23 protein-coding genes and 2 pseudogenes are annotated in these 22,037 nt (G+C 40.2%); 7 read left to right on the forward strand and 18 right to left on the reverse strand.

Features of this window, described 5'->3' with window-relative positions; all coding sequences use genetic code 11:
* Window positions 1-105: 105 nt before the first annotated feature.
* Genes QM374_RS07850 through QM374_RS07865 form a run of 4 tightly spaced genes read right to left on the reverse strand, consistent with a single transcriptional unit; the run spans window position 106 to window position 4,725 of the window.
* Complete coding sequence (locus QM374_RS07850) at window positions 106-1,848, reverse strand: ABC transporter ATP-binding protein (RefSeq protein ID WP_414311391.1); 1,743 nt, start codon at window positions 1,846-1,848, stop codon at window positions 106-108.
* Window positions 1,838-3,583, reverse strand: a complete 1,746-nt coding sequence (locus tag QM374_RS07855; RefSeq protein WP_414311392.1) for an ABC transporter ATP-binding protein — start codon at window positions 3,581-3,583, stop codon at window positions 1,838-1,840. The genes QM374_RS07850 and QM374_RS07855 overlap by 11 nt, the downstream gene beginning before the upstream one ends.
* Before the next feature lie 54 nt (window positions 3,584-3,637).
* Window positions 3,638-4,273 (reverse strand): DUF421 domain-containing protein, encoded by a 636-nt coding sequence (locus tag QM374_RS07860; protein ID WP_414311393.1) that lies wholly within the window; start codon window positions 4,271-4,273, stop codon window positions 3,638-3,640.
* Entirely contained in the window at window positions 4,270-4,725 is a 456-nt protein-coding gene (locus tag QM374_RS07865) for a DUF3290 family protein (protein ID WP_414311394.1), read from the reverse strand. Before QM374_RS07865 ends, QM374_RS07860 begins: the two co-directional genes overlap by 4 nt.
* 132 nt (window positions 4,726-4,857) lie before the next feature.
* On the opposite strand from QM374_RS07865, the gene QM374_RS07870 reads away from it, so the two are divergent.
* Both QM374_RS07870 and QM374_RS07875 read left to right on the forward strand, forming a co-directional pair.
* Window positions 4,858-5,685 carry an exodeoxyribonuclease III gene (locus QM374_RS07870; protein WP_414311395.1) on the forward strand — a complete coding sequence of 276 codons (828 nt, stop codon included), beginning with the start codon at window positions 4,858-4,860 and terminating at the stop codon, window positions 5,683-5,685.
* 11 nt (window positions 5,686-5,696) lie between these two features.
* Window positions 5,697-6,083, forward strand: a complete 387-nt coding sequence (locus tag QM374_RS07875) for a bleomycin resistance protein (protein WP_414311396.1) — start codon at window positions 5,697-5,699, stop codon at window positions 6,081-6,083.
* A 56-nt stretch (window positions 6,084-6,139) separates the two neighbouring features.
* Here the strand turns inward: QM374_RS07875 and QM374_RS07880 are convergent, their stop codons facing one another.
* The 4 genes from QM374_RS07880 to QM374_RS07895 all read right to left on the reverse strand — a co-directional run bounded on the left by QM374_RS07880 (window position 6,140) and on the right by QM374_RS07895 (window position 9,944).
* A complete protein-coding gene (locus tag QM374_RS07880) occupies window positions 6,140-6,544 on the reverse strand; it encodes a PaaI family thioesterase (protein ID WP_036759319.1) in 405 nt (134 codons plus the stop codon).
* A gap of 69 nt (window positions 6,545-6,613) precedes the next feature.
* Complete coding sequence (locus QM374_RS07885; protein ID WP_414311397.1) at window positions 6,614-8,095, reverse strand: UDP-glucose--hexose-1-phosphate uridylyltransferase; 1,482 nt, start codon at window positions 8,093-8,095, stop codon at window positions 6,614-6,616.
* The gene (locus QM374_RS07890; RefSeq protein ID WP_414267927.1) at window positions 8,095-8,754 is read right to left on the reverse strand and encodes an HAD family hydrolase; all 660 of its coding nucleotides are present in this window, start codon (window positions 8,752-8,754) and stop codon (window positions 8,095-8,097) included. Before QM374_RS07890 ends, QM374_RS07885 begins: the two co-directional genes overlap by 1 nt.
* Before the next feature lie 11 nt (window positions 8,755-8,765).
* Entirely contained in the window at window positions 8,766-9,944 is a 1,179-nt protein-coding gene (locus tag QM374_RS07895) for a galactokinase (protein WP_414311398.1), read from the reverse strand.
* Window positions 9,945-10,112: 168 nt separating this feature from the next.
* Between QM374_RS07895 and QM374_RS07900 the strand changes: the two genes are divergently transcribed.
* Both QM374_RS07900 and QM374_RS07905 read left to right on the forward strand, forming a co-directional pair.
* Window positions 10,113-11,114: a LacI family DNA-binding transcriptional regulator gene (locus QM374_RS07900; RefSeq protein WP_414311399.1), complete on the forward strand. Its 1,002-nt coding sequence runs from the start codon at window positions 10,113-10,115 to the stop codon at window positions 11,112-11,114.
* Between the two features lie 71 nt (window positions 11,115-11,185).
* Window positions 11,186-11,311, forward strand: a complete 126-nt coding sequence (locus QM374_RS07905; RefSeq protein ID WP_414311400.1) for a hypothetical protein — start codon at window positions 11,186-11,188, stop codon at window positions 11,309-11,311.
* 18 nt (window positions 11,312-11,329) lie between these two features.
* Here QM374_RS07905 and QM374_RS07910 read toward each other — a convergent pair whose 3' ends face one another.
* From QM374_RS07910 to QM374_RS07920, 3 genes are all read right to left on the reverse strand, one after another.
* Complete coding sequence (locus QM374_RS07910; RefSeq protein ID WP_371608475.1) at window positions 11,330-12,367, reverse strand: zinc-binding dehydrogenase; 1,038 nt, start codon at window positions 12,365-12,367, stop codon at window positions 11,330-11,332.
* A complete protein-coding gene (nmlR, locus tag QM374_RS07915; RefSeq protein ID WP_371608476.1) occupies window positions 12,368-12,721 on the reverse strand; it encodes a stress response transcriptional regulator NmlR in 354 nt (117 codons plus the stop codon). It abuts the gene before it with no gap.
* Between the two features lie 244 nt (window positions 12,722-12,965).
* Window positions 12,966-13,856: a cation diffusion facilitator family transporter gene (locus QM374_RS07920; RefSeq protein WP_371608477.1), complete on the reverse strand. Its 891-nt coding sequence runs from the start codon at window positions 13,854-13,856 to the stop codon at window positions 12,966-12,968.
* A gap of 132 nt (window positions 13,857-13,988) precedes the next feature.
* Between QM374_RS07920 and QM374_RS07925 the strand changes: the two genes are divergently transcribed.
* Window positions 13,989-14,522, forward strand: a complete 534-nt coding sequence (locus tag QM374_RS07925; RefSeq protein ID WP_371608478.1) for a TetR/AcrR family transcriptional regulator — start codon at window positions 13,989-13,991, stop codon at window positions 14,520-14,522.
* A 185-nt stretch (window positions 14,523-14,707) separates the two neighbouring features.
* Here the strand turns inward: QM374_RS07925 and QM374_RS07930 are convergent, their stop codons facing one another.
* The 5 genes from QM374_RS07930 to QM374_RS07950 are packed head-to-tail and all read right to left on the reverse strand — an operon-like array spanning window position 14,708 to window position 18,884.
* Window positions 14,708-15,331, reverse strand: a complete 624-nt coding sequence (locus QM374_RS07930) for an endonuclease III domain-containing protein (RefSeq protein WP_371608479.1) — start codon at window positions 15,329-15,331, stop codon at window positions 14,708-14,710.
* Window positions 15,328-16,848, reverse strand: a complete 1,521-nt coding sequence (locus QM374_RS07935) for an ABC transporter permease/substrate-binding protein (protein ID WP_414311401.1) — start codon at window positions 16,846-16,848, stop codon at window positions 15,328-15,330. The genes QM374_RS07930 and QM374_RS07935 overlap by 4 nt, the downstream gene beginning before the upstream one ends.
* Window positions 16,841-17,569 carry an ATP-binding cassette domain-containing protein gene (locus QM374_RS07940; protein ID WP_414311402.1) on the reverse strand — a complete coding sequence of 243 codons (729 nt, stop codon included), beginning with the start codon at window positions 17,567-17,569 and terminating at the stop codon, window positions 16,841-16,843. Before QM374_RS07940 ends, QM374_RS07935 begins: the two co-directional genes overlap by 8 nt.
* Entirely contained in the window at window positions 17,562-18,416 is an 855-nt protein-coding gene (locus tag QM374_RS07945; RefSeq protein ID WP_414311403.1) for an SDR family oxidoreductase, read from the reverse strand. The genes QM374_RS07940 and QM374_RS07945 overlap by 8 nt, the downstream gene beginning before the upstream one ends.
* Window positions 18,417-18,434: 18 nt before the next feature.
* Window positions 18,435-18,884: a MarR family winged helix-turn-helix transcriptional regulator gene (locus QM374_RS07950; RefSeq protein ID WP_414311404.1), complete on the reverse strand. Its 450-nt coding sequence runs from the start codon at window positions 18,882-18,884 to the stop codon at window positions 18,435-18,437.
* A 589-nt stretch (window positions 18,885-19,473) separates the two neighbouring features.
* On the opposite strand from QM374_RS07950, the pseudogene QM374_RS07955 reads away from it, so the two are divergent.
* Window positions 19,474-19,689: pseudogene (locus QM374_RS07955) on the forward strand (transposase); the annotation flags it as partial.
* Here the strand turns inward: QM374_RS07955 and QM374_RS07960 are convergent.
* Window positions 19,682-20,325, reverse strand: a pseudogene (locus QM374_RS07960) (IS630 transposase-related protein); the annotation flags it as partial. The pseudogenes QM374_RS07955 and QM374_RS07960 overlap by 8 nt on opposite strands.
* Before the next feature lie 142 nt (window positions 20,326-20,467).
* Entirely contained in the window at window positions 20,468-21,100 is a 633-nt protein-coding gene (locus tag QM374_RS07965; protein WP_414311405.1) for an AAA family ATPase, read from the reverse strand.
* Between the two features lie 84 nt (window positions 21,101-21,184).
* Between QM374_RS07965 and QM374_RS07970 the strand changes: the two genes are divergently transcribed.
* On the forward strand, window positions 21,185-22,037 hold an 853-nt coding region (locus QM374_RS07970; protein ID WP_414311406.1), incomplete at its 3' end, for a transposase.

Genomic DNA, 22,037 nt, shown 5'->3' on the forward strand with positions numbered 1-22,037 from the left:
GCACATTCTCCTCTGTTTTTTAATATGTAATCTTTAAACATTCTACATTATACCACAAAATGAAAGAGGCAGTGCAAGAAATCTGTATTTTAAAGGAATTCTTCCTTAGGAAAGAGCACCTGCTTGCAAACTATACATCTTGTGATAGGTTCCACCCAAGGCCAAAAGTTCCTCATGGGTTCCACTCTCAATAATACGTCCCTTATCAAGGACATAGATACAGTTGGCATCTTGGATAGTAGAAAGGCGATGGGCAATGGCAATGGTCGTCCGGCCCTGTCTCATCTTGGCTAGAGAATTTTGGACCAAGGCTTCTGTTTCAGAATCAATATTAGCTGTCGCTTCATCCAAAATCAGTATTTTCGGTTGACTGGCAACGGTTCTAGCAAAGGCAAGAAGCTGACGTTGACCAGTTGAAAAACTCGAACCACGCTCAGATACAGGAGCATCATAACCTAAAGGAAGATCTTGAATGAAGGAATCTGCATCGACAAATTCTGCCGCAGCCTTAACCTGGTCATCGCTGATATCTTGGTACATAGCGATATTGGACTTGATGGTCCCATGATAGAGGAAAGGTTCCTGTAGAACCAGACCGATATTTTTTCTCAATTCCTCTTGGCTATACTTACGAATATCCACACCATCTAGGAGAACTCGACCAGACTGGAATTCATAAAAGCGCATGAGAACATTAATGATAGAAGATTTCCCAGAGCCAGTATGCCCGACAAAGGCGATAGTTTCACCTTTATTGACGGTAAAGGAAATATCATCGAGAATCTGGTGTTTCCCGTCATAAGAGAAGGACACATGTTCAAAACGGATATTTCCTTCTCTAATCTCCGCTTGTCCATTTTCTTGGGTCGGTTCATAGTTGGTCTCATCGATAAGTGCAAAGACACGACCTGCTGACACCATGGATGTCTGAAGGGTAGAAAAGTTTTGCGTTACCTCGATGAGGGGATCAAAGAGACGATTGATGTACTGGATAAAGGCATACATGGTACCTGCCGTTATGCCTAGATAGAGACCACGATAGCCGAAGTAAGCCATCAAAACCGCATAACCCAACAACTTCAACAAACTCATAGCTGGACGTAAGAAGAGAGAGTCCAAAGCTACTGAACGGTTAGCGTAGACCAGATGTTCCTGATTTATATCATCAAACTCTTCTTGCAGGCGCTTTTCTTGATTAAAGGCTTGAATGATGCGAATCCCTTCGATGTTTTCTGCAAGTTTACTGTTGATATCTGACAAGAGACTTCTGGTTTTTTCGATAACCTTGACCGATTTTTTACGGTAGAGATTCACCAAAAGGAAAATCAAGGGTAAAAAGAGTAGAACCAAAGCTGTCAGACGATAGTCCAGAACAAGCATGGTATAAAGGGTTGTCACAAAGATAAAGACTGCTGAGACAAAGCTGGACAAAATCCCTGAAAACATATCACTAATAGTCTCCGTGTCATTGGTCAAACGCGAAACAATGGAACCTGCAGGTGTCTTATCAAAATAAGACATACCTAGCTTTTCCATATTGGCAAAGGCATCACGTCGAATATCTCTAACGATGCTGTAGGACACACGCGCAAATAGGAGATTTCCCACATATTGAACAATGGTTTGAAGAATGTAGAGACCATAGTAGGCTAGCAAAACTATAACGGCAAGCTGATTGAGGTTATTTAGATACTGGTCGATAAAGTGCGAAGCTACCAAGGGGATGATACTCTTGATAACAGTCGTCGTAAGGAGAAAAGCTAAGGCTAAAAAGGTTAGGAGACCATAGGGCTTTAGATAGGACAACAAGCGTTTCAATACAGTCCATTGTTCTTGTTTATTGCGCATCTTCTTCTCCTTTCATTTCTAATTGTTGTGACTGGTAGGTTTGTGCGTACCAACCATCCAAGGCTAGTAAGTCTTCATGTGTGCCTCGTTCAATGATGCGACCATTTTGCATAACCAAAATTAAATCCGCATGGACAACTGCACTGAGTCGATGGGCAGTGATAATGGTTGTCTTGTCCTTGCGAGTTTCCTTGAGATTATCGATAATTGCGAACTCTGTCTTGGCATCCACAGCTGACAAGGAATCATCTAAAATCAAGATATCAGGATTTAAAATCATAGCTCGACTCATGGCAAGACGCTGCTTTTGTCCACCAGATAGACTGACACCTTTTTCGCCGATAACCGTATCAAATCCCTGGGGCATGGCTTGAATGTCTTGATAGACTTGAGCCAACTTGGTTGCTTCTTCTACTTTTGAGAAAGGCAGGTCAGGATTTCCAAAACGAATATTATCTAAGATAGAGCTGGCAAAGAGAAATTGGTCCTGTGGGACGTAACCCATCAAACTACGTAAGTCAGCTAGTCGATAGTCACGAATGTCATGCCCATTTAGATAAATGGCCCCTTGGTTAACGTCATACTCACGTAGGAGCAACTTTATCAAAGCAGTCTTCCCTGAACCAGTCTGCCCAACCAAGCCTAGAGTTTGCCCTTTTTCGAGGCTAAAGTGAATATCTTTCAGCGTCTCTTCATCTTCAAAGGCAAAACTATCAATGGCATAGTCCAAGCGCCCATTTTCAATCCCGTCAAGTGGAGATTCTGGATCTTTGACAGGTGACTCTTGAGACAAGAGACTCTCAATACGTTGGTAAGAAACTTTCCCTCTTTGAGTAATATTAAAGAGGAAACCAATCGCCATCAGAGGCCAGACCAACATATCCAAGTAAGAGATAAAGGTGACAAGATTTCCGACGGTTACCTGTCCTGCTTGCACCATAAAGGCACCGACTAAGAGAGTTAAGGCATAAGAAGAACCAACAAAGAGCAAAACCATAGGGTCAAAGAGACTATCATATTTCATGGTTTGCAGATTCTTTTGGAAGGTCAAATCATTAACTTCCTGGAAAGATGCCAATTCATCAGACTGATAGCCAAAGGACTTGGTTACCTTTATACCTGATACAGACTCCTGAACCTTATTATTAAGTTCAGAAAAGGCTGCTTGTGATTCTCCGAAAGCCTTATGGGTCTTTCTCCCCAGACGACTAGTACCATAGGCCATAAACGGCAAAGATAGAATGGCAACCAAGGTCATCTGCCAAGAAATGCTAAAGAGCATAGTCAAGAGAGTCACCAAGGCTGTGATAGAGGCATCCACTGCCATCATGACACCACCACCTGCTAGACGAGTCAGAGCATTGATATCATTGGTTGCGTGAGCCATCAAATCCCCAGTCCGATAACTCTGATAAAAAGCGGGAGACATCCTTGTAAAATGTTCAAATAGTCTTGAACGCATGATTTGTCCAAGTCGGTAGGAAGTCCCTAGGATATACATGCGCCAAACGTAACGCAGATAGTACATTCCGAAAGCTGCCAGCAGGAGATAAAAGAGATGAAGCAGGAGCTCATCTTGTGTTAATCGTCCCGAAGTGATGGCATCGATCACGCGCCCCATAACCATAGGTGGGATGAGGTTTAGTACAGAAACTAAGACCAAAGCTACAATTCCAACTAGGTAACGACGTTTTTCTAACTTAAAAAACCACCAGAGTTTTTGGATGATAGACATAAAATTCCTTTCTAATGACAAATGGAAACCTGAGGCGACTACCTCAGGTTTTTCCTATTCATAGGTGACGACGCTTAGTTGACCCTTATCATACTCAGCGATAAAAATATTGGCCACATTATCATACCCTTGCTTATTCAGATGATCTAAGAGCCATTCTTCCGTTAAGCTGAGAGTATCGAGGACATCCGACTGAATGACACCATCTGTGATGACAGGAAACTTAGGATTTTCATCTCCATTTTGTACTACAATTAGCTGACCGTTTTGCTCTCGTACAGCACGCTTGACTTCTTTAAGCTGGAAGATACCTTGGCTACGAAGTTTAAGGGCTACGTCAGAAGCTGATAAGCCAACAGAACGGCAGGCTTCTGGATCAATTTCCCCATTTTTGATGAGTAGGGTTGGTTTCCCGTCAATCATTTGTTTTACAAAGCCGACGTTATTCGTAAGCCACTTGAGAAGTAAAACCAAGATTGTCCACATAATCAAGATAACTGCATACTGAAGGATAGTAATAGAGCTATTATAGATTACCCCACCGATGATTCCCCCAAGAACATAGTTTTGGATTTGGTCAATTGCTGAGTTGGGCGCTAGATTTCCCTTCCCTGTCATGTTGATAACAAAGACAAGAGATACAAGACCTAAAGCCAGTTTAATAAGAATCTCGATATAGTTAAATGTCATTTGTTTGCCTCCACTAATTCAATGTCACTTGTTTGATACAAGTCAAGTTTTTCCAAGAGATATTTATCCGGCTCACTCCCACTTAAAGCACGGTAGAATTTGTCTCCTACCTTGAGAAGTGCACCATCTGTGGCTGCAGAAGTATTGACGTAGACCTCTGATTTATCCACCCCTAAATCCTCAGAAACAACTTCTATAAAATGAAGTGAAGTTTGAAATTGGTTGTTGGAAGCTTGATTTGACTGATAAGTAGATATAATACCGAGAATGACAGCCAGTAAAGCCAAAGACGAGATCATCACCAACTCGCGAAACTTGGTTCCTCGATGGTCGCGGTAAGCCTTAAAAGCAAAAAATCCAGTGATGGCAAGCAAGAATACTCCAAAACCAATCATGACACTATTTTGTTGGCCAATCTGGCTCAAGACATATTCATATGAGTAAAATTTCATTTATTTTCTTTCCTTTACATAAATCATTCTTTATTATAAAGGAATGACCTTGATTTTTCAAACTATACGTTGGGGAATTACTTCTTTTTCTGGTATAATATTGTCTATAATCTGAATGAAAAGGTACACACTATGAAACTAATCTCATGGAACATTGATTCCCTCAATGCAGCATTGACAAGCGACTCTGCGCGTGCGAAATTGTCTCAAGACGTTCTCCAAACTTTGGTAGCTGAAGACGCTGATATCATCGCTATCCAAGAAACCAAGCTTTCAGCTAAAGGTCCTACTAAAAAACACCTTGAGGTGTTGGAAGAACTCTTCCCAGGCTACGAAAACACCTGGCGTTCCTCTCAAGAGCCTGCGCGTAAAGGCTATGCAGGAACCATGTTCCTCTATAAGAAAGAACTCACTCCAACTATCAGCTTCCCAGAGATTGGCGCCCCTTCTACTATGGACTTGGAAGGCCGCATCATTACTTTGGAATTTGATAAATTTTTCGTGACTCAAGTCTACACACCAAATGCAGGTGATGGACTCAAACGTTTGGAAGAACGTCAAGTCTGGGACGTCAAATATGCGGAATACTTGGCTGAGTTAGACAAGAAAAAACCAGTTCTTGCTACAGGTGACTACAACGTTGCCCACAAGGAAATTGACCTTGCCAACCCAGCAAGCAACCGTCGTTCACCAGGTTTCACAGACGAAGAACGTGAAGGATTTACAAACCTTTTAGCCAAAGGATTTACCGACACTTTCCGCCATGTTCACGGAGATGTTCCAGAACGCTATACTTGGTGGGCACAACGTAGCAAGACTTCAAAAATCAACAACACAGGCTGGAGAATCGACTACTGGCTCACAAGTAACCGTGTAGCAGACAAGGTTACCAAGTCAGACATGATTGACTCTGGCGCACGCCAAGACCATACACCAATTGTCTTGGAGATTGATCTCTAAGGAGAAAACGAATGGACTATCAAGCTGTCATCCCTGAATTTGTCGTATCGGATATCGAGAAATCGCGTCACTTCTACTGCGATTTACTGGGTTTTACCATCGAATACGAGCGACCAGAAGAAAACTTCCTCTTCTTATCGCTTGAAGATTGCCAGCTAATGTTAGAGGAGGGAACAAAGGATGAATTAGTTGAACTGACCTACCCCTTTGGTCGTGGAGTCAACATTTCCTTTGGCATAGAGGATGTCCCTCGACTCTATCAGAAAGTAATCGAGTCTAACTATCCTATTCATCGCCCTTTGACCAAAAGAGAATTTCGTGTTGGTGAACAATATATCTATCCTCATGAATTTGCAGTTTTAGACCCAGATGGCTATTTTTTAAGATTTAGTGAATAGTATAATACAGCACTAGAGTATAAGAAAAAGAGGCGTTTGCCTCTTTTTTATATTCCCTATATCCTCACCTGTCTATCTTCAGATCGTTGTCCTGTGACAAACATGGTGAAGGTTGCCTTGCAGACATTTCGGCCATCTTGGTTGGTGATATCAACATCGACGACACAAGTGGTGCGTCCATGATGGACACATTCCCCCTTGATAGTGAGAACGTCCCCTAGATTTCCAGCTTTCAAATAGTTGATAGAAGACTGGAGCGTCACTCCATCTAAGCCAAGCGAAATCACCACAAGTCCACTGATTTGGTCACAAAGGGTAAATAGATAGCCTCCATGGGCATTCCCATAATAGTTGAGTGAGGAGTCCACTACTTTTGTCGTCACCACAACGTGACCATCTCTCATTTTTTCAATTTCGTAGTTTTCAAAGGCAGATATAGCGTCAAAGTGAAAATCTTTCATACGTTCCTCCTGATATTTCAAACGACACTATGATACTACTTTTCAAGACTCTACGCAAGAGAGAAGCACTTATTCGGGCAAAATACCAACCTGCTCCACAAAGCGCATAAAGGCTGCTTGTCCTTCTTTGGTTTGCTTGTAAACTCCGGCATCTTCCAATACCCGAGCAAAGATTTTTCCAACAGATTCTTGGACGATTTCAAGAGCTTGGTCTTTATCAGTCAATCCAGGATGACTTTCTTTCAACTCATCTGCCCATTCTTGGTGATAATCTACTACTAAAACATCCTCTCCGACCAGGTAAGCTGCTACCTGCTCCACTTCTTCCTTCAAGCGTGGTGGCAAGATAGCCAAACCCATAACCTCAATCAAGCCGATATTTTCCTTCTTGATATGTTGGACATCCTTATGAGGATGATAGATACCATCTGGATGCTCTGGAGATGTTTGATTGTCTCTCAAAACCAAGTCCAACTCAAACTGCCCATCTCTTTTACGCGCAATCGGTGTGATAGTGTGATGCGGTGTTCCATTACTTTCTGCCAAGACCTGTACACTTGGATCGGAGTATTGACGCCAAGCCAGTAAGATTTTATTCGCTAGTTCTGTCAAATCGTCTTTTGAATCCGACGTCAATCGAATCACAGACATAGGCCACTGGACAATTCCTGCTTTGACTGATTCAAAACCTTCAAAGGTAAAGCTTTTCTGAATAGGAGCCACTTCCATTGGGAATACATGGCGCCCACCTTGGTAATGATCATGGATCAAGATTGAACCACCAACAATTGGTAGGTCCGCATTCGAGCCTGCAAAATAGCCTGGGAACTGCTCCACAATCGCTAACAAACGTTCAAAACTTTGGCGACTGATGGCCATAGGACAGTGTTGACTGTCTAGGAAAATACAGTGCTCATTAAAGTAAGCATAGGGCGAATATTGGAAGCCCCACTCCTGCCCAGAAATATCAAAACGGATAATACGATGGTTGCTTCTAGCTGGATGATTGACACGACCATGGTAGCCTTCATTTTCCATACAAAGCTGACATTGAGGATAGTTACTAGACTTGATTAACTTGGCTGCCGCAATCTCCTTTGGATCCTTTTCAGGCTTAGAGAGATTGATGGTAATCTCCAGTTCACCGTAGTCAGACGGTACACGATAAGCAATATTCTTTGCGATAGCCTTTAGTTTGATGTAGTCATTCTTCTGACTGAGTTGGTAGAAGTCCGCAATCGCCTGCTCTGGTGACTGGGCATAAGTAGCCCAAAAGTCTCGATTAACCTGACTTGGACAAGGCGTTACCAAGTCCATGAGGTCTGCACCGAGAATCTCACGCGCAGCCAGACTATCTTCAATCGTTTCCAAGCGAACGGCTTCCTCAACAAGCTGATCTTTAAGGTCAATCAAATCATTTTGGTCAGTCTCAACTTCAAGAACTCCATCTCCAACCAGTGCTAAAACACGATTGGTCAGATAAATCCGATCCAACTCTTCAAAGGTACTTTCTGCAATGACTTTGGTAACAAATCTTTCTACTAAGGTCACTAGAAAACCTCCTTCTTACTTTCTAAATAGTCTCTAACAGCATCCAAATCCTGAAAAACTTGTTCTGTTTTATTTAAGAAAGACTGTGCTGGTATTTTTAAATCTGGAATACAAATAACTGGAATCCCAGCTCTAGATGCCGCTTCAATCCCTGCTTCACTATCCTCTAGTACCAAGCAATTCTCTGGTAAAACGTTCAAATCGCTACAGGCCTTTAAAAATATATCAGGGTAAGGTTTGCTTCGCTTTACATCTTTTGCAAAAACTAAATGGTCAAATAGGGACAGTATACCATTGCTATCCAAGATCATTTTAGCTCGAGATTCAACACTTGATGTTGCTAAAGCGATTGGAATGCCTTCTTTTTGCAAATAAGTAAGCAAATTTTTAGCACCTTTTTTTAAATTTACACCTTGAGCTAAGATTTGAGCTTCCAGTTCATAAACTTTAGCCAAGGTTTGGTCAAAGTTCCAAGATAAATCATAGGTGTCCAAAAATCGTTGAACATTCTCCTCTTCCCTATGTCCACTGTAGTCTCTAGAATAAGTTTCTTCTGTGAAAGGAATTCCAAAATCTCTAAGCAATTCTTGATAAACTTTTAGAGAAATGATTTCAGTATCGGCTAATAAGCCATCTAAATCAAATATTACAGCTTCCATATCCTTCTATCCTAATCTAAGACGCGAGTACCACCTGCAACTTCAGCGATATAGAAGCTTGGTGCATAGCCAACGATTTCTTCATAGTGTTTGCCAACAGCTTCTTTAAAGGCCTCAACCGCATCTTTTTGAACCAGGGCAATGGCACAACCACCAAAACCTGCTCCTGTCATACGAGCACCAAGAACACCTTCTTGAGCCCAAGCAGTGTGAACAAGAGTATCTAATTCCAAGCCAGTCACTTCGTAATCATGCTCAAGAGAAACGTGAGACGCATTCATCAAACGACCAAACTTGTCCAAATCTCCTGCTTGAAGAGCCGCTTGTGCTTTAAGGGTACGTTGATTTTCAAGAACTGCGTGGCGAGCACGTTTCAAACGATTTTCATCTTTGATTAGGTAGCTATATTCGTCAAAAGCCCACTCGTCCAATTCACCCAAGGTTTGAATGTCCAAGGCCACTTGGAGTTCTTCTACTGCTTTTTCACATTCAGCACGACGTTCATTATATTTAGAATCTGCTAGCTCACGACGTTTGTTGGTATTCATGATCACAACAACATTGTCTTTCAGATCAAGTGGAACCAAGTCATATTCTAGAGTATTTGTATCTAGGTAAATAGCACGTTGGTCTGCCCCCATACCGATAGCAAATTGGTCCATAATACCAGAGTTCACTCCGATAAAGTTATTCTCAGTTAGTTTTCCGATTTTTACTAAGTCTAGACGGTCCAATTTTAGGTCAAAGAGGTATTCTGCTACGACACCTGTCAAAAGTTCCAAAGATGCTGAAGAAGACAAGCCTGCACCATTTGGGATATTCCCAAAGACATAGAAATCAAAACCTTTGTCAATCACATGCCCAGCTTCTTGCAAGAAATGAAGGACACCTTTTGGATAGTTGGTCCAGTTGTGCTCTTTCTCAAACTTAAGGTCAGCTAGAGGAACTTCGATAATTCCTTTATCCTCAAAGTTTGCTGAGTAGAAACGCAAAACTTGGTCATCACGTTTACGAGCAGCCCCATAGGTTCCGAGTGAAATAGCTGCTGGAAAAACATGACCACCGTTATAGTCAGTATGTTCCCCAATCAAGTTGATGCGCCCTGGCGAGAAGAAGGTTTGATCCGCTTCTTGACCAAAAACAGCAAGAAAATCCTTGCGAAGTGCTTCAGCAGTAAGATGTTGTGTCATATGAATTCTCCTTTTACGAAATATTAGGTAAAAAAGTTTATCCTGTAATCGTTTTCTTCTATTGTACCCAAGGGTTTTGCTTAGGTCAACATTTTTACCGATATTTTACTAAACTATGAGTAAAAAGGAAGAAAAATATGCTATAATAACCTAAAAAAGAGGGGAATTATGGCTACACTCAAAGATATTGCTCAGCTAGCCTCTGTCTCGATCGCAACTGTATCCCGTGTCCTCAATCGCGATCAGAGTCTATCTGTCACAGAAGAAACCAGACATCGTATTTTAACCGTTGCCGAAGAACTAGGCTACACCAAACATCTCAAAACAGGTGAATCTCATAAACTCAAACAGAAAATCGCTATCATCCAGTGGGTCAGTGAACAGGGAGAGTTAGAAGATCTCTACTACTACCAGATTCGCCTAGGAATTGAAAATAGAGCACAAGAATTAGATTACGACATCTTGCGCTATTTTAATGACCAGCCTTTCACGCTTAGCGAAGAAGTGATTGGGATTCTTTGTATTGGGAAATTTAGTCAAGCACAGATTGCATCATTTGAAGAATATCACAAACCCCTAGTATTTTTAGACAGTGATACGATTGCTCTTGGTCATACCTGTGTCATTACAGATTTTTATAATGCTGTTAGACAGGTTGTTGATTACTTTACAGATCATGGGCTTAATAAGATTGGTATCTTATCCGGTCTTGAAACTACTACTGACCAAGAAGAAGTCATCGCAGATAAACGTTTAGATTACTTTAAATCCTATATGCAAGAAAAGGGAATTTATAACGAAAAATTCGTTTTTCAAGGTCAATTTACTGCCCAATCTGGATACGATTTGATGAAGGAGGCTATCGAAAAATTAGGAGAGAAGCTTCCACAAGCCTTTTTTGCAGCCAGTGATAGTTTGGCCATTGGTGCCCTTCGTGCCCTTCAAGAAGCCAGCATCAGCATACCAGAGCGCGTCAGCATTATTTCCTTTAATGATACTATTCTAACCAAGCAAGTGTTCCCACCACTTTCCAGTATTACAGTCTACACCGAAGAAATGGGACGAACAGGAATGGATATTTTGAACAGAGAAGTCCTTCACGGCCGTAAAATTCCAAGCCTAACCATGCTGGGAACGAAACTGACTTTAAGAGAAAGTACCTTGCATTAAGCGCAATAGTTAAACACAAAAAAACCTAATAGAGATTCTCAAATCCTATTAGGTTTTTCTTTTTATACTCAATGAAAATCAAAGAGCAATCTAGGAAGCTAGCCGCAGGTTGCTCAAAGCACTGCTTTGAGGTTGTAGATAAGACTGACGATGTCAGTTACCTATATCTACGGCAAGGTGAAGCTGATGTGGTTTGAAGAGATTTTCGAAGAGTATTAATCCATCACAATCATAGACTTGATAGTCTTACGTTCATCCATGTCTTTATAAGCTTGGTCGATATCTTCCAGTTTATAGCTTGAGGTAAAGACACGACCCGGATTAATATCACCGTCAAGAACAGCTTTTAACAAAACTTGTTTATCATAAGTAGTAACTGAGGCTGCTCCACCCGCCACTGAAATATTTTGGGCAAAGGTTGAACCAAGAGCACGGTTATTGTAATGAGGAACGCCGACAAAACCTAAACGCCCGCCATTATGGAGAACACCGAGAGCTTGGTCGACGGCTGCTTCTGTACCGACACATTCGAGAGCTGCATCTGCTCCTCCACCAAGAATTTCTCGCACCTTGGCAATGCCTTCTTCACCACGTTCAGCTACGACTGCTGTCGCGCCTGACTCCAAGGCCATTTGTTGACGGTCTTCGTGGCGACTCATGAGGACGATTTGCGATGCTCCACGCATCTTAGCTGCAATGACAGCACATTGGCCAACAGCCCCATCCCCGATAACGACAACCTTGTCTCCTTTTTGCACATTAGCAACACGCGCTGCGTGGTAACCAGTCGGCATGACGTCAGCAAGTGTCAAAAGTGACTTGAGCATACCTTCGCTATAATCTGAAGGTTGACCTGGAATTTTCACAAGTGCCCAATTGGCAAAGTGGAAACGGATATACTCAGCCTGGACCCCACCTGACCAGTTGGTACCAATATGGCGGTCACAAGTCCCATCATAACCGGCACGACAGGCATCACACTCTCCACAACCATGAGTGAAAGGCGCAATGACAAAATCTCCTGGTTTGACCGTTGTAATAGCATCTCCGATTTCTTCGACGATTCCAATAGCCTCGTGACCGCTATTTTGATGCCCCTTTTCAATGTCTGGATTACGGTAGCTCCAGAGGTCTGATCCACAAACACAGGTACGGACCACACGAATAATGACATCATCCGATTCTTGAATGCTTGGACGCTTGACTTCTTCAATACCGACCTGACCTGCCTTGGTATAAATTGCTGATTTCATTTAAAATTTTCCTTCCTTGTAAAGTTTAATTTTGTGATTTAAGCGATTTAAAGCCACCTGTAACTGAGACAAGCGCGCCTCTAATTTTTTCTTTTCCTCTTCTAAGAGACCAAGCCTTTCCTCTCTCGTTTCATCCCCCTTTTGGTAGAGCGACATATAGTCAACTAAACTGTCTACTGAGACACCTGCCGAACGAAAACACTTAATAAATTCCAGAGCTTCTATGTCATGTTCTTTAAAATCACGAATCCCTGTCGCGGTTCGAGTAATTGGTGGCACAAGACCAACCCGTTCATAATACCGAATCGTATCCGCTGAAATTCCCAACAAATCACTGGCTGATTTAATGTTCACATGCTATCCTCCTCTCATTTTATTCACTGAGTTTAAGCTATTCTAACTCACTTATCTTATTATATAACTTTGAGTTGACTCTAAGTCAAGCATTTGGCATCTAATCGAAAAATTTTTATAATTAGCATTCATGTATATGGAGTTTGTACAATGCTCTTAACTTACCAATCTTTTAAAGTACTTAAATAATAAAGAAAGTTCTCTATTCCAAATAAGATAGTACCCAATCATTTTTCACTTTTTTCTAATGATGATGCTCATAACTTCTCTCCAACTCACACACCTTTCGCTTATGGGCTTGATGAGTTGCTAGGTCTGCATCAACCTCAATGGTGATATTTTGAAAACCACAATCTTTGAGTAGGGTTCGAATGGATTCTTTACAAAGCTCCATCTTTTCAATTTCTTTTAGACAAACATGGACAATGGCATTTTTTTCCAAACCATCCATGGTCCAGAGGTTTAGTTGATTAATACTAGCAACGTGGTCCAATTGCTCCAAGTCACTCTTGACTTGCTTGATATCGACACCTTCTGGCACAGCATCAAGGAAAATCTTGAGCGTAGACCAAAAACGAGGAATAGCTTTTGAGAGAATAAAGAAAGAAATGACCAGAGATAAGAGCGAATCCAGAATATACCAGTCGGTAAATCGCAGAACAATGGCCATTAGGATAACAGCCACCCAACCCAGAGTATCTTCTAGAAAATGAAGGCTCAAAATAGACTCATTCTTGGTTTTTCCCTTACGAACTACTAGACTTGCTATTACATTAACGCTGACAGCAATGATTCCTAACCAGAGGATTCCTTCATCATTGACCGCTTGTGGATGAAAGAGTTTTGTTATATTTTCTAAAATGACCAAAACGGACCCTGTCATGAGAATCACAGCCGTTACCAAGGCTCCTAAGAGACTAAACCGTTTGTAACCCAAGGTGTAGTGACTATCTTCTTCACGATTGGAAATTGTTTCAAGAACGGCTGATACACCAATTGCGATGGCATCTCCCAAATCATGGACAGAGTCAGCAAGAACAGCGCTCGAACCAAATACTCCACCTGCAATAAACTCGACAATAGCATAAGTCAAATTTAAGAAAAAAGCCACCCAAACAGCATATTTTGCCTTCATATTTCTCATTCCTTTGTTATAATAGATTCATGAACATCTTGTTCATTATCATTATCTAACATTCATTTCAGAAAGGATAGGAGCAAACTGTTTACTTTGTAAGATACGGAACAGTTTGTTCAAAGTGTCCATATGACTGCTCAAGATCGTCGCATTACCAAGACTCGAAAAGCTATCTATACTGCTTTTTTACAATTACTAAATCAAAAAAGCTTTGAAACGATTACCGTTCAGGAGATAATAGACATAGCAGATGTTGGTCGTTCCACCTTTTATAGCCATTATGAAAGTAAAGAATTACTCCTAGACGAGCTCTGCCGTTATCTCTTCCATCATCTTTTTGAACGTGAGGAAAATATATCTACAGAAGCTTATTTGTCCCATATCTTTTCGCATTTTAAGAAAAATCAAGACCACGTCACCAGCCTCCTTTTCTCAAAAAATGACTACTTCCTCCGTCAATTACAGAAAGAATTGGAACACCATGTCTATCCAATGGTTGCCAAAGACTTGCAAGTTTCCTATCCTAATATTCCTACTTCCTACCTCAAGCACTTTGTTGTAACTAACTTTATCGAAACACTAACCTGGTGGCTCAAAAAAGGAAAATCTTATAAGGAAGATCAAGTAGTGAGCTTTTACTTAGATGTTTTAGAGATGAAGTAGCAAACACAACTATAGATTTCATATCCACTCAAAGAAAAATACCAGTCGACATTCTATCATTCAAATATTCCAATTCATCACGGGTATTTTACCTCTACTTTCTACTTACTAATCTAATCAAACTATATTTTTTGAGCCAATAAATTTACTAAAAAAATTCTAAGACAAGAAGTCTTAGAATTTTTTTATCGTAACCAACTTTCGTCTAACTGGCCTTTACTCTTGCTAAAAGCTTTTCCATGTTCATCAATAACAGCATGAATCTCTTGGCATTGTTTGAGAGTTAGACCTTCCAAGACGTTACCATAAACAGCATGCATTTCACTATAGGTTTTAAAGTTTCCAAATCCTAAGCGTCGAAAAAGTCTTCTAGCATATTCATCCGAAATAAAAACTGGATGATCAAAAAGATAAAGTAAAAGTGCATCTGCAGTCTCTGGCCCAATCCCTTTTAACTCCAAAAGTTGCTTTCGTAAATCTTCTGTTCCAATCTTGGCAAGAACCTCAAAACCACCAACTTCTCTTAACCAGATCAGAAGTCCCCTAATCGTTTGAGACTTTTGCTTAAAAAATCCAGCAGGTCGAATACGTTCCTGTAACTCTTCTAGCGATAAATCCAGAATCCCCTCTACTGTCATGACATCCATAAGACCTGATAAAGCTAACTTAGCATTCTTCTCAGTTGTTCGCTGGATCAGAATAGTCGATACCAAATCTTCCAGCTTGTTATCCGATTGCCACCAATTTTGCTCTCCATAGTGCTTGCAGAGTCGCAAAAGAGTTTCTTGTATTTCATCTTTCTTGATCATTTCTTCAATAATCCCTGTTCCACCAAGAAATCATGTGCAACAGTATAAGCATCCTTATCATCAATACCAACCTGATAGTTCATCTGACTCATCTGGCTCTCGGTGATTTTACCAGCTAGTTTATTAAGAACAGCTTCCAACTCCGGATGTTTTTCGAGTAATTCAGCTCTCATCAGTGGTGCACCTTGATATGGCGGGAAGAGTTGTTTATCATCCTCCAAAACCACTAAATCATACCGAGCAATTTCAGCATCCGTTGAGTAAGCATCTGTAATTTGAATGTCACCTGACTGGATGGCTTGGTAGCGAAGAGCTGGCTCCATAGTTGCCACATTGAGATTCAATCCATAAACAGACTGTAACCCCTTGTTTCCATCTTCACGGTCGTTAAACTCCAGAGTGAATCCTGCCTTGAGCTGTCCTTCTACTTTTTTCAAGTCTGAAATCGTCTTAAGCCCATATTCTTGCGCAATTTTTTTAGGAACTGCTATAGCATAAGTATTTTGATAAGCCATGGGTTTAAGAAAGGCTAGTTGATCCTGTTTGGCAATACCATCACGAGCCACCTCGTAAACCTTTTCTGGGTCATTGCTCACTTTAGGAGCTGGCTGCAAGAGAGAACCTGTAATAGTCCCTGTAAATTCTGGATAGATATCAATGTCCCCTTTTTTCAGCGCTTGATAAAGGAAATCTGTCTTCCCAAAGTTAGGCTTGACCGTCACCGTCATATCCGTATTTTCCTCAATGAGAAGCTTATACATATTCATGAGAATCTCAGGTTCAGGTCCCAACTTCCCAGCTATAACCAGATTTTCTTTCTCTTTGTTAGGAATCATGCTTGGAGCATAACTAGCTCCCAAACCAAGGACCATCACTGCAAAGGCTGCAACAATCGTACGCAACTTTGCCTTTTCCAACCATTTGAGAACAACATTAAAGAGAATAGCCAAAATAGCTGATGAGATTGCACCGATTAAAATCAGACTAGCATTCCGACGATCAATTCCCAAAAGGATAAAGGAGCCTAATCCACCAGCTCCAACAAGAGCGGCTAAAGTCGCTGTCCCAATGATCATAACGGTTGCTGTACGAACCCCCGATACAATGACAGGCATGGCCAGTGGAATTTCAAACTTCTTGAGTCGCTCCCACTTGGTCATTCCAAAAGCAATCCCTGCTTCCTCAAGACTAGGATCAATGCCGTTCAAGGCTGTGATTGTATTTTCCAAAATCGGGAAAATAGCGTAAATGACTAGAGCTGTGAGAGCTGGTAAGGTTCCAATCCCCATGAAAGGAATAAAGAGACCCAATAAAGCCATTGAGGGAATGGTCTGGAAGATACCCGCAACTTGTAGCACCCAGTTCGCTACTTTTTTGTGACCATTTAGATAAACCGCCAGCGGAATGGTCAGAAAAATAGCAACCAATAAGGTCAAAAGAGACAATTGCAAGTGTTGTCCAAGCGCCGTTAACCATTCCCCAAAACGCTCTTGAAATGTTGAAATCAAATTAGACATGAAGGCTACCTCCAAACAAGTTTGCTACAAAGTCTGTCGCAGGCGCTTGTAAAATTGTTTCAGGTTCTGCGACCTGGCGAATTTCTCCATCCTGCAAAACTGCAATTCGATCCCCTAATTTTAAGGCCTCATCCGTATCATGTGTTACGAAGATGGTCGTCATGCCGAATTCTTTATGTAATGCCTTGGTCAATTCTTGCAACTGCTTGCGTGAGATGGCATCCAAGGCTGAAAAAGGTTCGTCCATCAATAAAATTTTTGGTTCCCCAATGATGGCTCGTACAATACCAATCCGCTGTTGCTCCCCACCAGATAACTCGCTTGGTAAACGATGAGCATAATCTGCCGCAGGAAGCCCCACTTTGGCTAAGAGTTCTTCGGTTTTAGAAGTGATTTGTTCTTTAGTCCAGCCCTTCATCTCAGGAATGAGAGCAATATTTTCCGCAACTGTCAAGTTAGGAAATAGGGCAATGGCTTGAAGGACATAGCCGGTACTGAGACGTAACTCCCGTTCATCATAGTCCTTGATACGTTTCCCATCCATATAGATATTGCCATCTGTCGGCTCCAAAAGACGGTTAATCATCTTGATCATGGTAGTCTTTCCAGATCCTGAAGGACCTACCAAGACCATAAATTCTCCATTTTCAATACGGAGATTGACATCTTTTAAAATATTTTTATCCGTGTAGCGCAAGGCCACATGTTTGTATTCAATCATGTTCTTCCTCAATAAGTTTTCTGTCTCTAATAATATCCAATAGGCTGCTTGCTGGATGCCCTAAGACTTTTTCGATATCTGTTGAAACCCCAGCCTGTTCCCCAACTTTAATCGCTGTATAAGTACTGACCCAGGCATCGTACTCCCAAGTTTGTGCTGGCCATTTTTTTCGTGACTCATAGGCTTCTTCTACTGATTCATCTACATACGTGATGGTCTTACCGCTCTCTTTTGAGAGGAGCGCTACGATTTCTTGCATAGAAAAATCCTCTGGCCCTGTCAAATTCAAGCTTTGATTTTCCCACTCCTTAGGATTTAAAAGAATTTCTGCTGCAACCCTAGATGTGTCCTTACGGGCAACAGCTGATACCAGGCCACTACCAGCCGGACCGCGAATTTCTCCATTTTCAAGTGCAATATCAATCAAGAAGTCCAAATAAAAATTATCTCTCAAAAAAGTGTAGGTGAACCCTAACTCCTTGATATATGCTTCCGTCTGGGCATGATCTCGAGATAAGGTAAAAGTTGCCTTCTCATCTGCCCCATAAAAGGAAGTATAAACGATATGTTGCACCTCCGCTAGCTTTGCAGCATTTAAAAACTCCTTGTGCTCCTTGACACGCTCTGGATTTTCCCTAGTAGAAACCATCAACAAGATATCGATACCCTTCAAGGCCTCAACCACCTCTGGAGTATTGGCATACACCATTTCACGGATTTCCGCAGACGCGTAAACTTTTGCACGCTCTGGGCTTCGTGCTAGATGGACTGAAGCGATTCCTTTTTTATCGACAAGATCAGCCACATAGGAACCTAATTTTCCTGTTACACCTGTAATTCCGATCATAACTGCTACTTCCTTTCCCTATATATCATTTTCTTTAGCTTTTAGATTTGAGATAATACGCGCTTGATAAGCTTCAAATTCTCGGATTTCTTGATCTGAAAAACCTTGGTAGAAAATCTCTCCCAACTCTTTACTAACGCGGTCACCGATTTCTTTTTGCGCCCAACCGAGGTCTGTCAAAGAAATATATTTTTTCCTTTTATCCTGCGTGCAAGGTTGAATCGTGACCAAGCCTTGTTCTTCCAATTTCTTAACCATACTGGTCAATGTATTATTGGCTAGACCTGTCGCAAGAGCGATATCGGTCGCTGTAGCGCACCCCAACTCTTGCTTCCACAAAATCGTTAAAATTTTTCCCTGTTCACTTCTGTATTGAGCATCTGGTTGCTTGCTCAATAGTTTTTGAAAGATACGTCCGTTTAACAATCGAATCTGTAGAGCTTGGTAGCCTCCTAACATCTTGTCCATTTTGTCTCCTTTTTTTATTCTATATCGAACTTTTTAATTATTGTAACACCCTGAATTACATCTGTCAACTATTTCGATATAGAAATAATAAAAAACTTCCTACCAAAAAGTAGAAAGTCATCATTTTTATAAAATTAAACATGAATTACATCTGAAGCATTCCTCTCAAAGAGAGTACTATGGACTAGATAAGGACCATACTTAGAATTTTGGCTAGAAACCAAGCATAAAGGAATGATAAAAATTTGTATGAAGTAAAGCAGGAAAAAGAGTAGAAAAGAACTAAAACTAAGAGTCTTTAAATCAAAAAAGTAAAGATAAAATAAAAGTGAAGCATTGAATAGAATATTAACCCCCATAGCAAAACTAGCTGATAAGATATTCGTCTTGATCTGAGAATTAAAGAGTTTGACAGCAAATAAAGTCAATAAAGAAATATTATAGATACAAATTGGCTTGAAATCATGACGATAGATAACTAAAAACAAGAACAAAGAATGCTATAGTGGATTGAACTTAGAGTAGTACAATATAGATTCTAAAACATTTTTAGCAGTCTTGGTGTACTGTTCTAGATTCATTATACTATATTATAGATAATGCAAGATTCCATAGAATGGGCAAGCTAGAGCTCTTATGTGAAGAATTTGGGCATAAACTTTTACCACTTCCTCCCTACTCACCTGAGTACAATCCTATAGAGAAAACATGGGCTCATATTAAAAAGCATCTCAAAAAGGTATTGCCAAGTTGCAATACTTTTTTCGAGGCTCTTTTGTCCTGTTCTTGTTTCAAACGACTATAATAACTGATGGTTTGTTTAAGGTTGGTAAGAGAAACTTCTGAAACCAAGCTTCAAAAAAGTCGCTCGTCATCGTCTCTTCGTAAGTCATTGGAGCGATTAACTCACCATTTGTTAGCCCTGCAACCAGTGAGATCCTCTGATATCTTCTTCCAGATATTTTACCTCTTATCAACTGACCTTTTAATGCGCGACCATATTCTTGATAAAAATAAGTATCGAATCCTGTTTCATCAATATAAACAGGTGCTAAGTGCTTTAAACTATTAAAATTCTTAAGAAATAAAGCTACTTTTTCTGGGTCTTGTTCATAGTAGGTGTGATTCTTTTTTTTCGAGTGTACCCCATAGCTTTGAGAGCATAGTGGATAGTAGTTGGATGACAGTCAAATTCAGAAGCTATCTCAGTCAAATAAGCGTCTGGATTGTCAGTGAGATAGTTTTTGAGTCTATCTCTATCAACCTTTCTTGGTTTTGTTCCTTTTACTTGATGGTTTAGCTCTCCTGTTTTCTCTTTTAGCTTTAACCAGCCATAAATGGTATTACGTGAGATTTGGAAAATGTGTGATGCTTCTGTTATACTACCTGTTCGCTCACAATAAGCGAGAACTTTTTTACGAAAATCTAATGAATATGCCATAAGAAGATTATACCACATTATGTACTGTTTTAGGTTCAATTGACTATAGTTTTATGCATTTTATAATGGATACAAATCCATAATGAAATTAAACGATAAATTTCTACAATAATTGTTTTAAGGTAAAAATTTCAGTGAAGATTCATTCTAAATTATCACGTTTTAGTAATTTTTCAAAAATAATTTGAAACACATCTTTCTCAATGAAACTCTTCAATAATCTTATATTCCCAAAAGAACCCACATGTTTCCTATACGTTTCTTTTAAACCATAATTTTCTATAAATTCCTTATCTTCTTCTGATAATTGGGCGGTCACATCATTAAAAATATTATCAACTACTCTAAGCAGTTCAGTTTCGGTTAAATTTTGAAATTCTATCTTTAAATCAATCCTAGAAAAGATAGGAAGGCCAAGTTTTTCAGCAATTTCTTGATCATTACTAAAATTTGTTGTCAAAATAAATATACAATTAGAAACATCTACCAAATAATTTATATCTTCCAACTCTCCCTCATCAAACATTTGATAAAAAACATTGAATAAAGCGCTATTTACCTTATCAAATTCATCAATTAATACAACATTGGTTTCTCTGGATAATAAATCTTTAGCTAATGAACTTTTAGCATGAGTATCGCCAAATATATATTTGTACGCTTCCTCGGTTTGCATCATCGAAAACTGTATTCGAGTCAATTTCCCGTTAAAATATTCGCTCATCGTTTTAGCTAATTCAGTTTTACCAATTCCTGAATTTCCGTAAAATAACATGACAAGAGGAGACTTATTTGTGAGCCCACTGAAAAAGTCATCCAATAGATGGCTTTTTTGTTATACTAGAGATGAGGTGAAATGATGCTTGATAATCAGTTAACTATGGATGTCAGTCCTTATTCTAGTTTGTATAATATCGTGGTTCCTAAAACCCACTTTTTACGTCAGCTAACTGAACTCTGTGATTTTAGCTTTATCTATGATGAACTAGAAAAGAATTATCGTCCCGATTTTGGGCGTAAAGCTTATTCACCGGTTATGATGTTTAAATATCTCTTGTTAAAAGATATTTATAAGTTATCAGATGTCGATGTGGTGGAACGTTCCTTGTCAGATATGGCCTTTAAATTTTTTCTTGGTCTAGCTCCGGAGGATTCTGTTATCGAACCATCCTCTCTGACAAAATTTAGAAAGTTAAGAATTAAAGATGACAAGCTACTTGATGTATTGATTCAGAAGTCTGTTCAAATTGCACTCGAACACAACTTGATTAAGAGTAAGATCCTCATTGTGGATGCCACTCACACCAAATCTCATTATAATCATAAGAAGCCCCAAGAAATTCTTAGGGAGCGCTCAAAAGCTTTACGTAAAACGATTTATCAACATTCAGAAGATATCAAAATAGAATTTCCAAAGAAACCTCAGGAAGATAACCTCGAAGCAGAGTTGACCTATACAGAGGAGTTAATGGCTGCGGTTGAAAAACACGAGGAACTCTTAGCTCTACCGGCTGTGTCTCAAAAGTTCAATTACCTAAAAGAAGCTATTGATGATGACTTAGAACACTTGGAAGCTTCTGTTAAGGAGGAGGCTAGGCTTGGACATAAGACAGCCGACACCTCTTTCTATGGATATAAAAGTCATATCGCTATGACGGATGAACGGATTATTACTGCTTGTGTGGTCACTTCTGGCGAACAAAGCGATGGGA

It is taken from the genome of Streptococcus infantis, from assembly GCF_047465525.1.
GTDB lineage: Bacteria > Bacillota > Bacilli > Lactobacillales > Streptococcaceae > Streptococcus > Streptococcus infantis_R.

Bases quoted from the DNA above. Each gene is read 5' to 3' on its own strand.
- QM374_RS07940 (WP_414311402.1), bottom strand. From the start codon at position 17,569: ATGATTGAATACAAACATGTGGCCTTGCGCTACACGGATAAAAATATT.
- QM374_RS07870 (WP_414311395.1), top strand. From the start codon at position 4,858: ATGAAACTAATCTCATGGAACATTGATTCCCTCAATGCAGCATTGACA.
- QM374_RS07910 (WP_371608475.1), bottom strand. From the start codon at position 12,367: ATGAAATCAGCAATTTATACCAAGGCAGGTCAGGTCGGTATTGAAGAA.
- QM374_RS07895 (WP_414311398.1), bottom strand. From the start codon at position 9,944: ATGACACAACATCTTACTGCTGAAGCACTTCGCAAGGATTTTCTTGCT.
- QM374_RS07925 (WP_371608478.1), top strand. From the start codon at position 13,989: ATGACTGCTCAAGATCGTCGCATTACCAAGACTCGAAAAGCTATCTAT.
- QM374_RS07965 (WP_414311405.1), bottom strand. From the start codon at position 21,100: ATGTTATTTTACGGAAATTCAGGAATTGGTAAAACTGAATTAGCTAAA.
- QM374_RS07950 (WP_414311404.1), bottom strand. From the start codon at position 18,884: ATGGACAAGATGTTAGGAGGCTACCAAGCTCTACAGATTCGATTGTTA.
- QM374_RS07860 (WP_414311393.1), bottom strand. From the start codon at position 4,273: ATGACATTTAACTATATCGAGATTCTTATTAAACTGGCTTTAGGTCTT.
- QM374_RS07850 (WP_414311391.1), bottom strand. From the start codon at position 1,848: ATGCGCAATAAACAAGAACAATGGACTGTATTGAAACGCTTGTTGTCC.
- QM374_RS07930 (WP_371608479.1), bottom strand. From the start codon at position 15,331: ATGATCAAGAAAGATGAAATACAAGAAACTCTTTTGCGACTCTGCAAG.
- QM374_RS07935 (WP_414311401.1), bottom strand. From the start codon at position 16,848: ATGTCTAATTTGATTTCAACATTTCAAGAGCGTTTTGGGGAATGGTTA.
- QM374_RS07875 (WP_414311396.1), top strand. From the start codon at position 5,697: ATGGACTATCAAGCTGTCATCCCTGAATTTGTCGTATCGGATATCGAG.
- QM374_RS07880 (WP_036759319.1), bottom strand. From the start codon at position 6,544: ATGAAAGATTTTCACTTTGACGCTATATCTGCCTTTGAAAACTACGAA.
- QM374_RS07855 (WP_414311392.1), bottom strand. From the start codon at position 3,583: ATGTCTATCATCCAAAAACTCTGGTGGTTTTTTAAGTTAGAAAAACGT.
- QM374_RS07945 (WP_414311403.1), bottom strand. From the start codon at position 18,416: ATGATCGGAATTACAGGTGTAACAGGAAAATTAGGTTCCTATGTGGCT.
- QM374_RS07920 (WP_371608477.1), bottom strand. From the start codon at position 13,856: ATGAAGGCAAAATATGCTGTTTGGGTGGCTTTTTTCTTAAATTTGACT.
- QM374_RS07905 (WP_414311400.1), top strand. From the start codon at position 11,186: ATGAAAATCAAAGAGCAATCTAGGAAGCTAGCCGCAGGTTGCTCAAAG.
- QM374_RS07865 (WP_414311394.1), bottom strand. From the start codon at position 4,725: ATGAAATTTTACTCATATGAATATGTCTTGAGCCAGATTGGCCAACAA.
- QM374_RS07900 (WP_414311399.1), top strand. From the start codon at position 10,113: ATGGCTACACTCAAAGATATTGCTCAGCTAGCCTCTGTCTCGATCGCA.
- QM374_RS07890 (WP_414267927.1), bottom strand. From the start codon at position 8,754: ATGGAAGCTGTAATATTTGATTTAGATGGCTTATTAGCCGATACTGAA.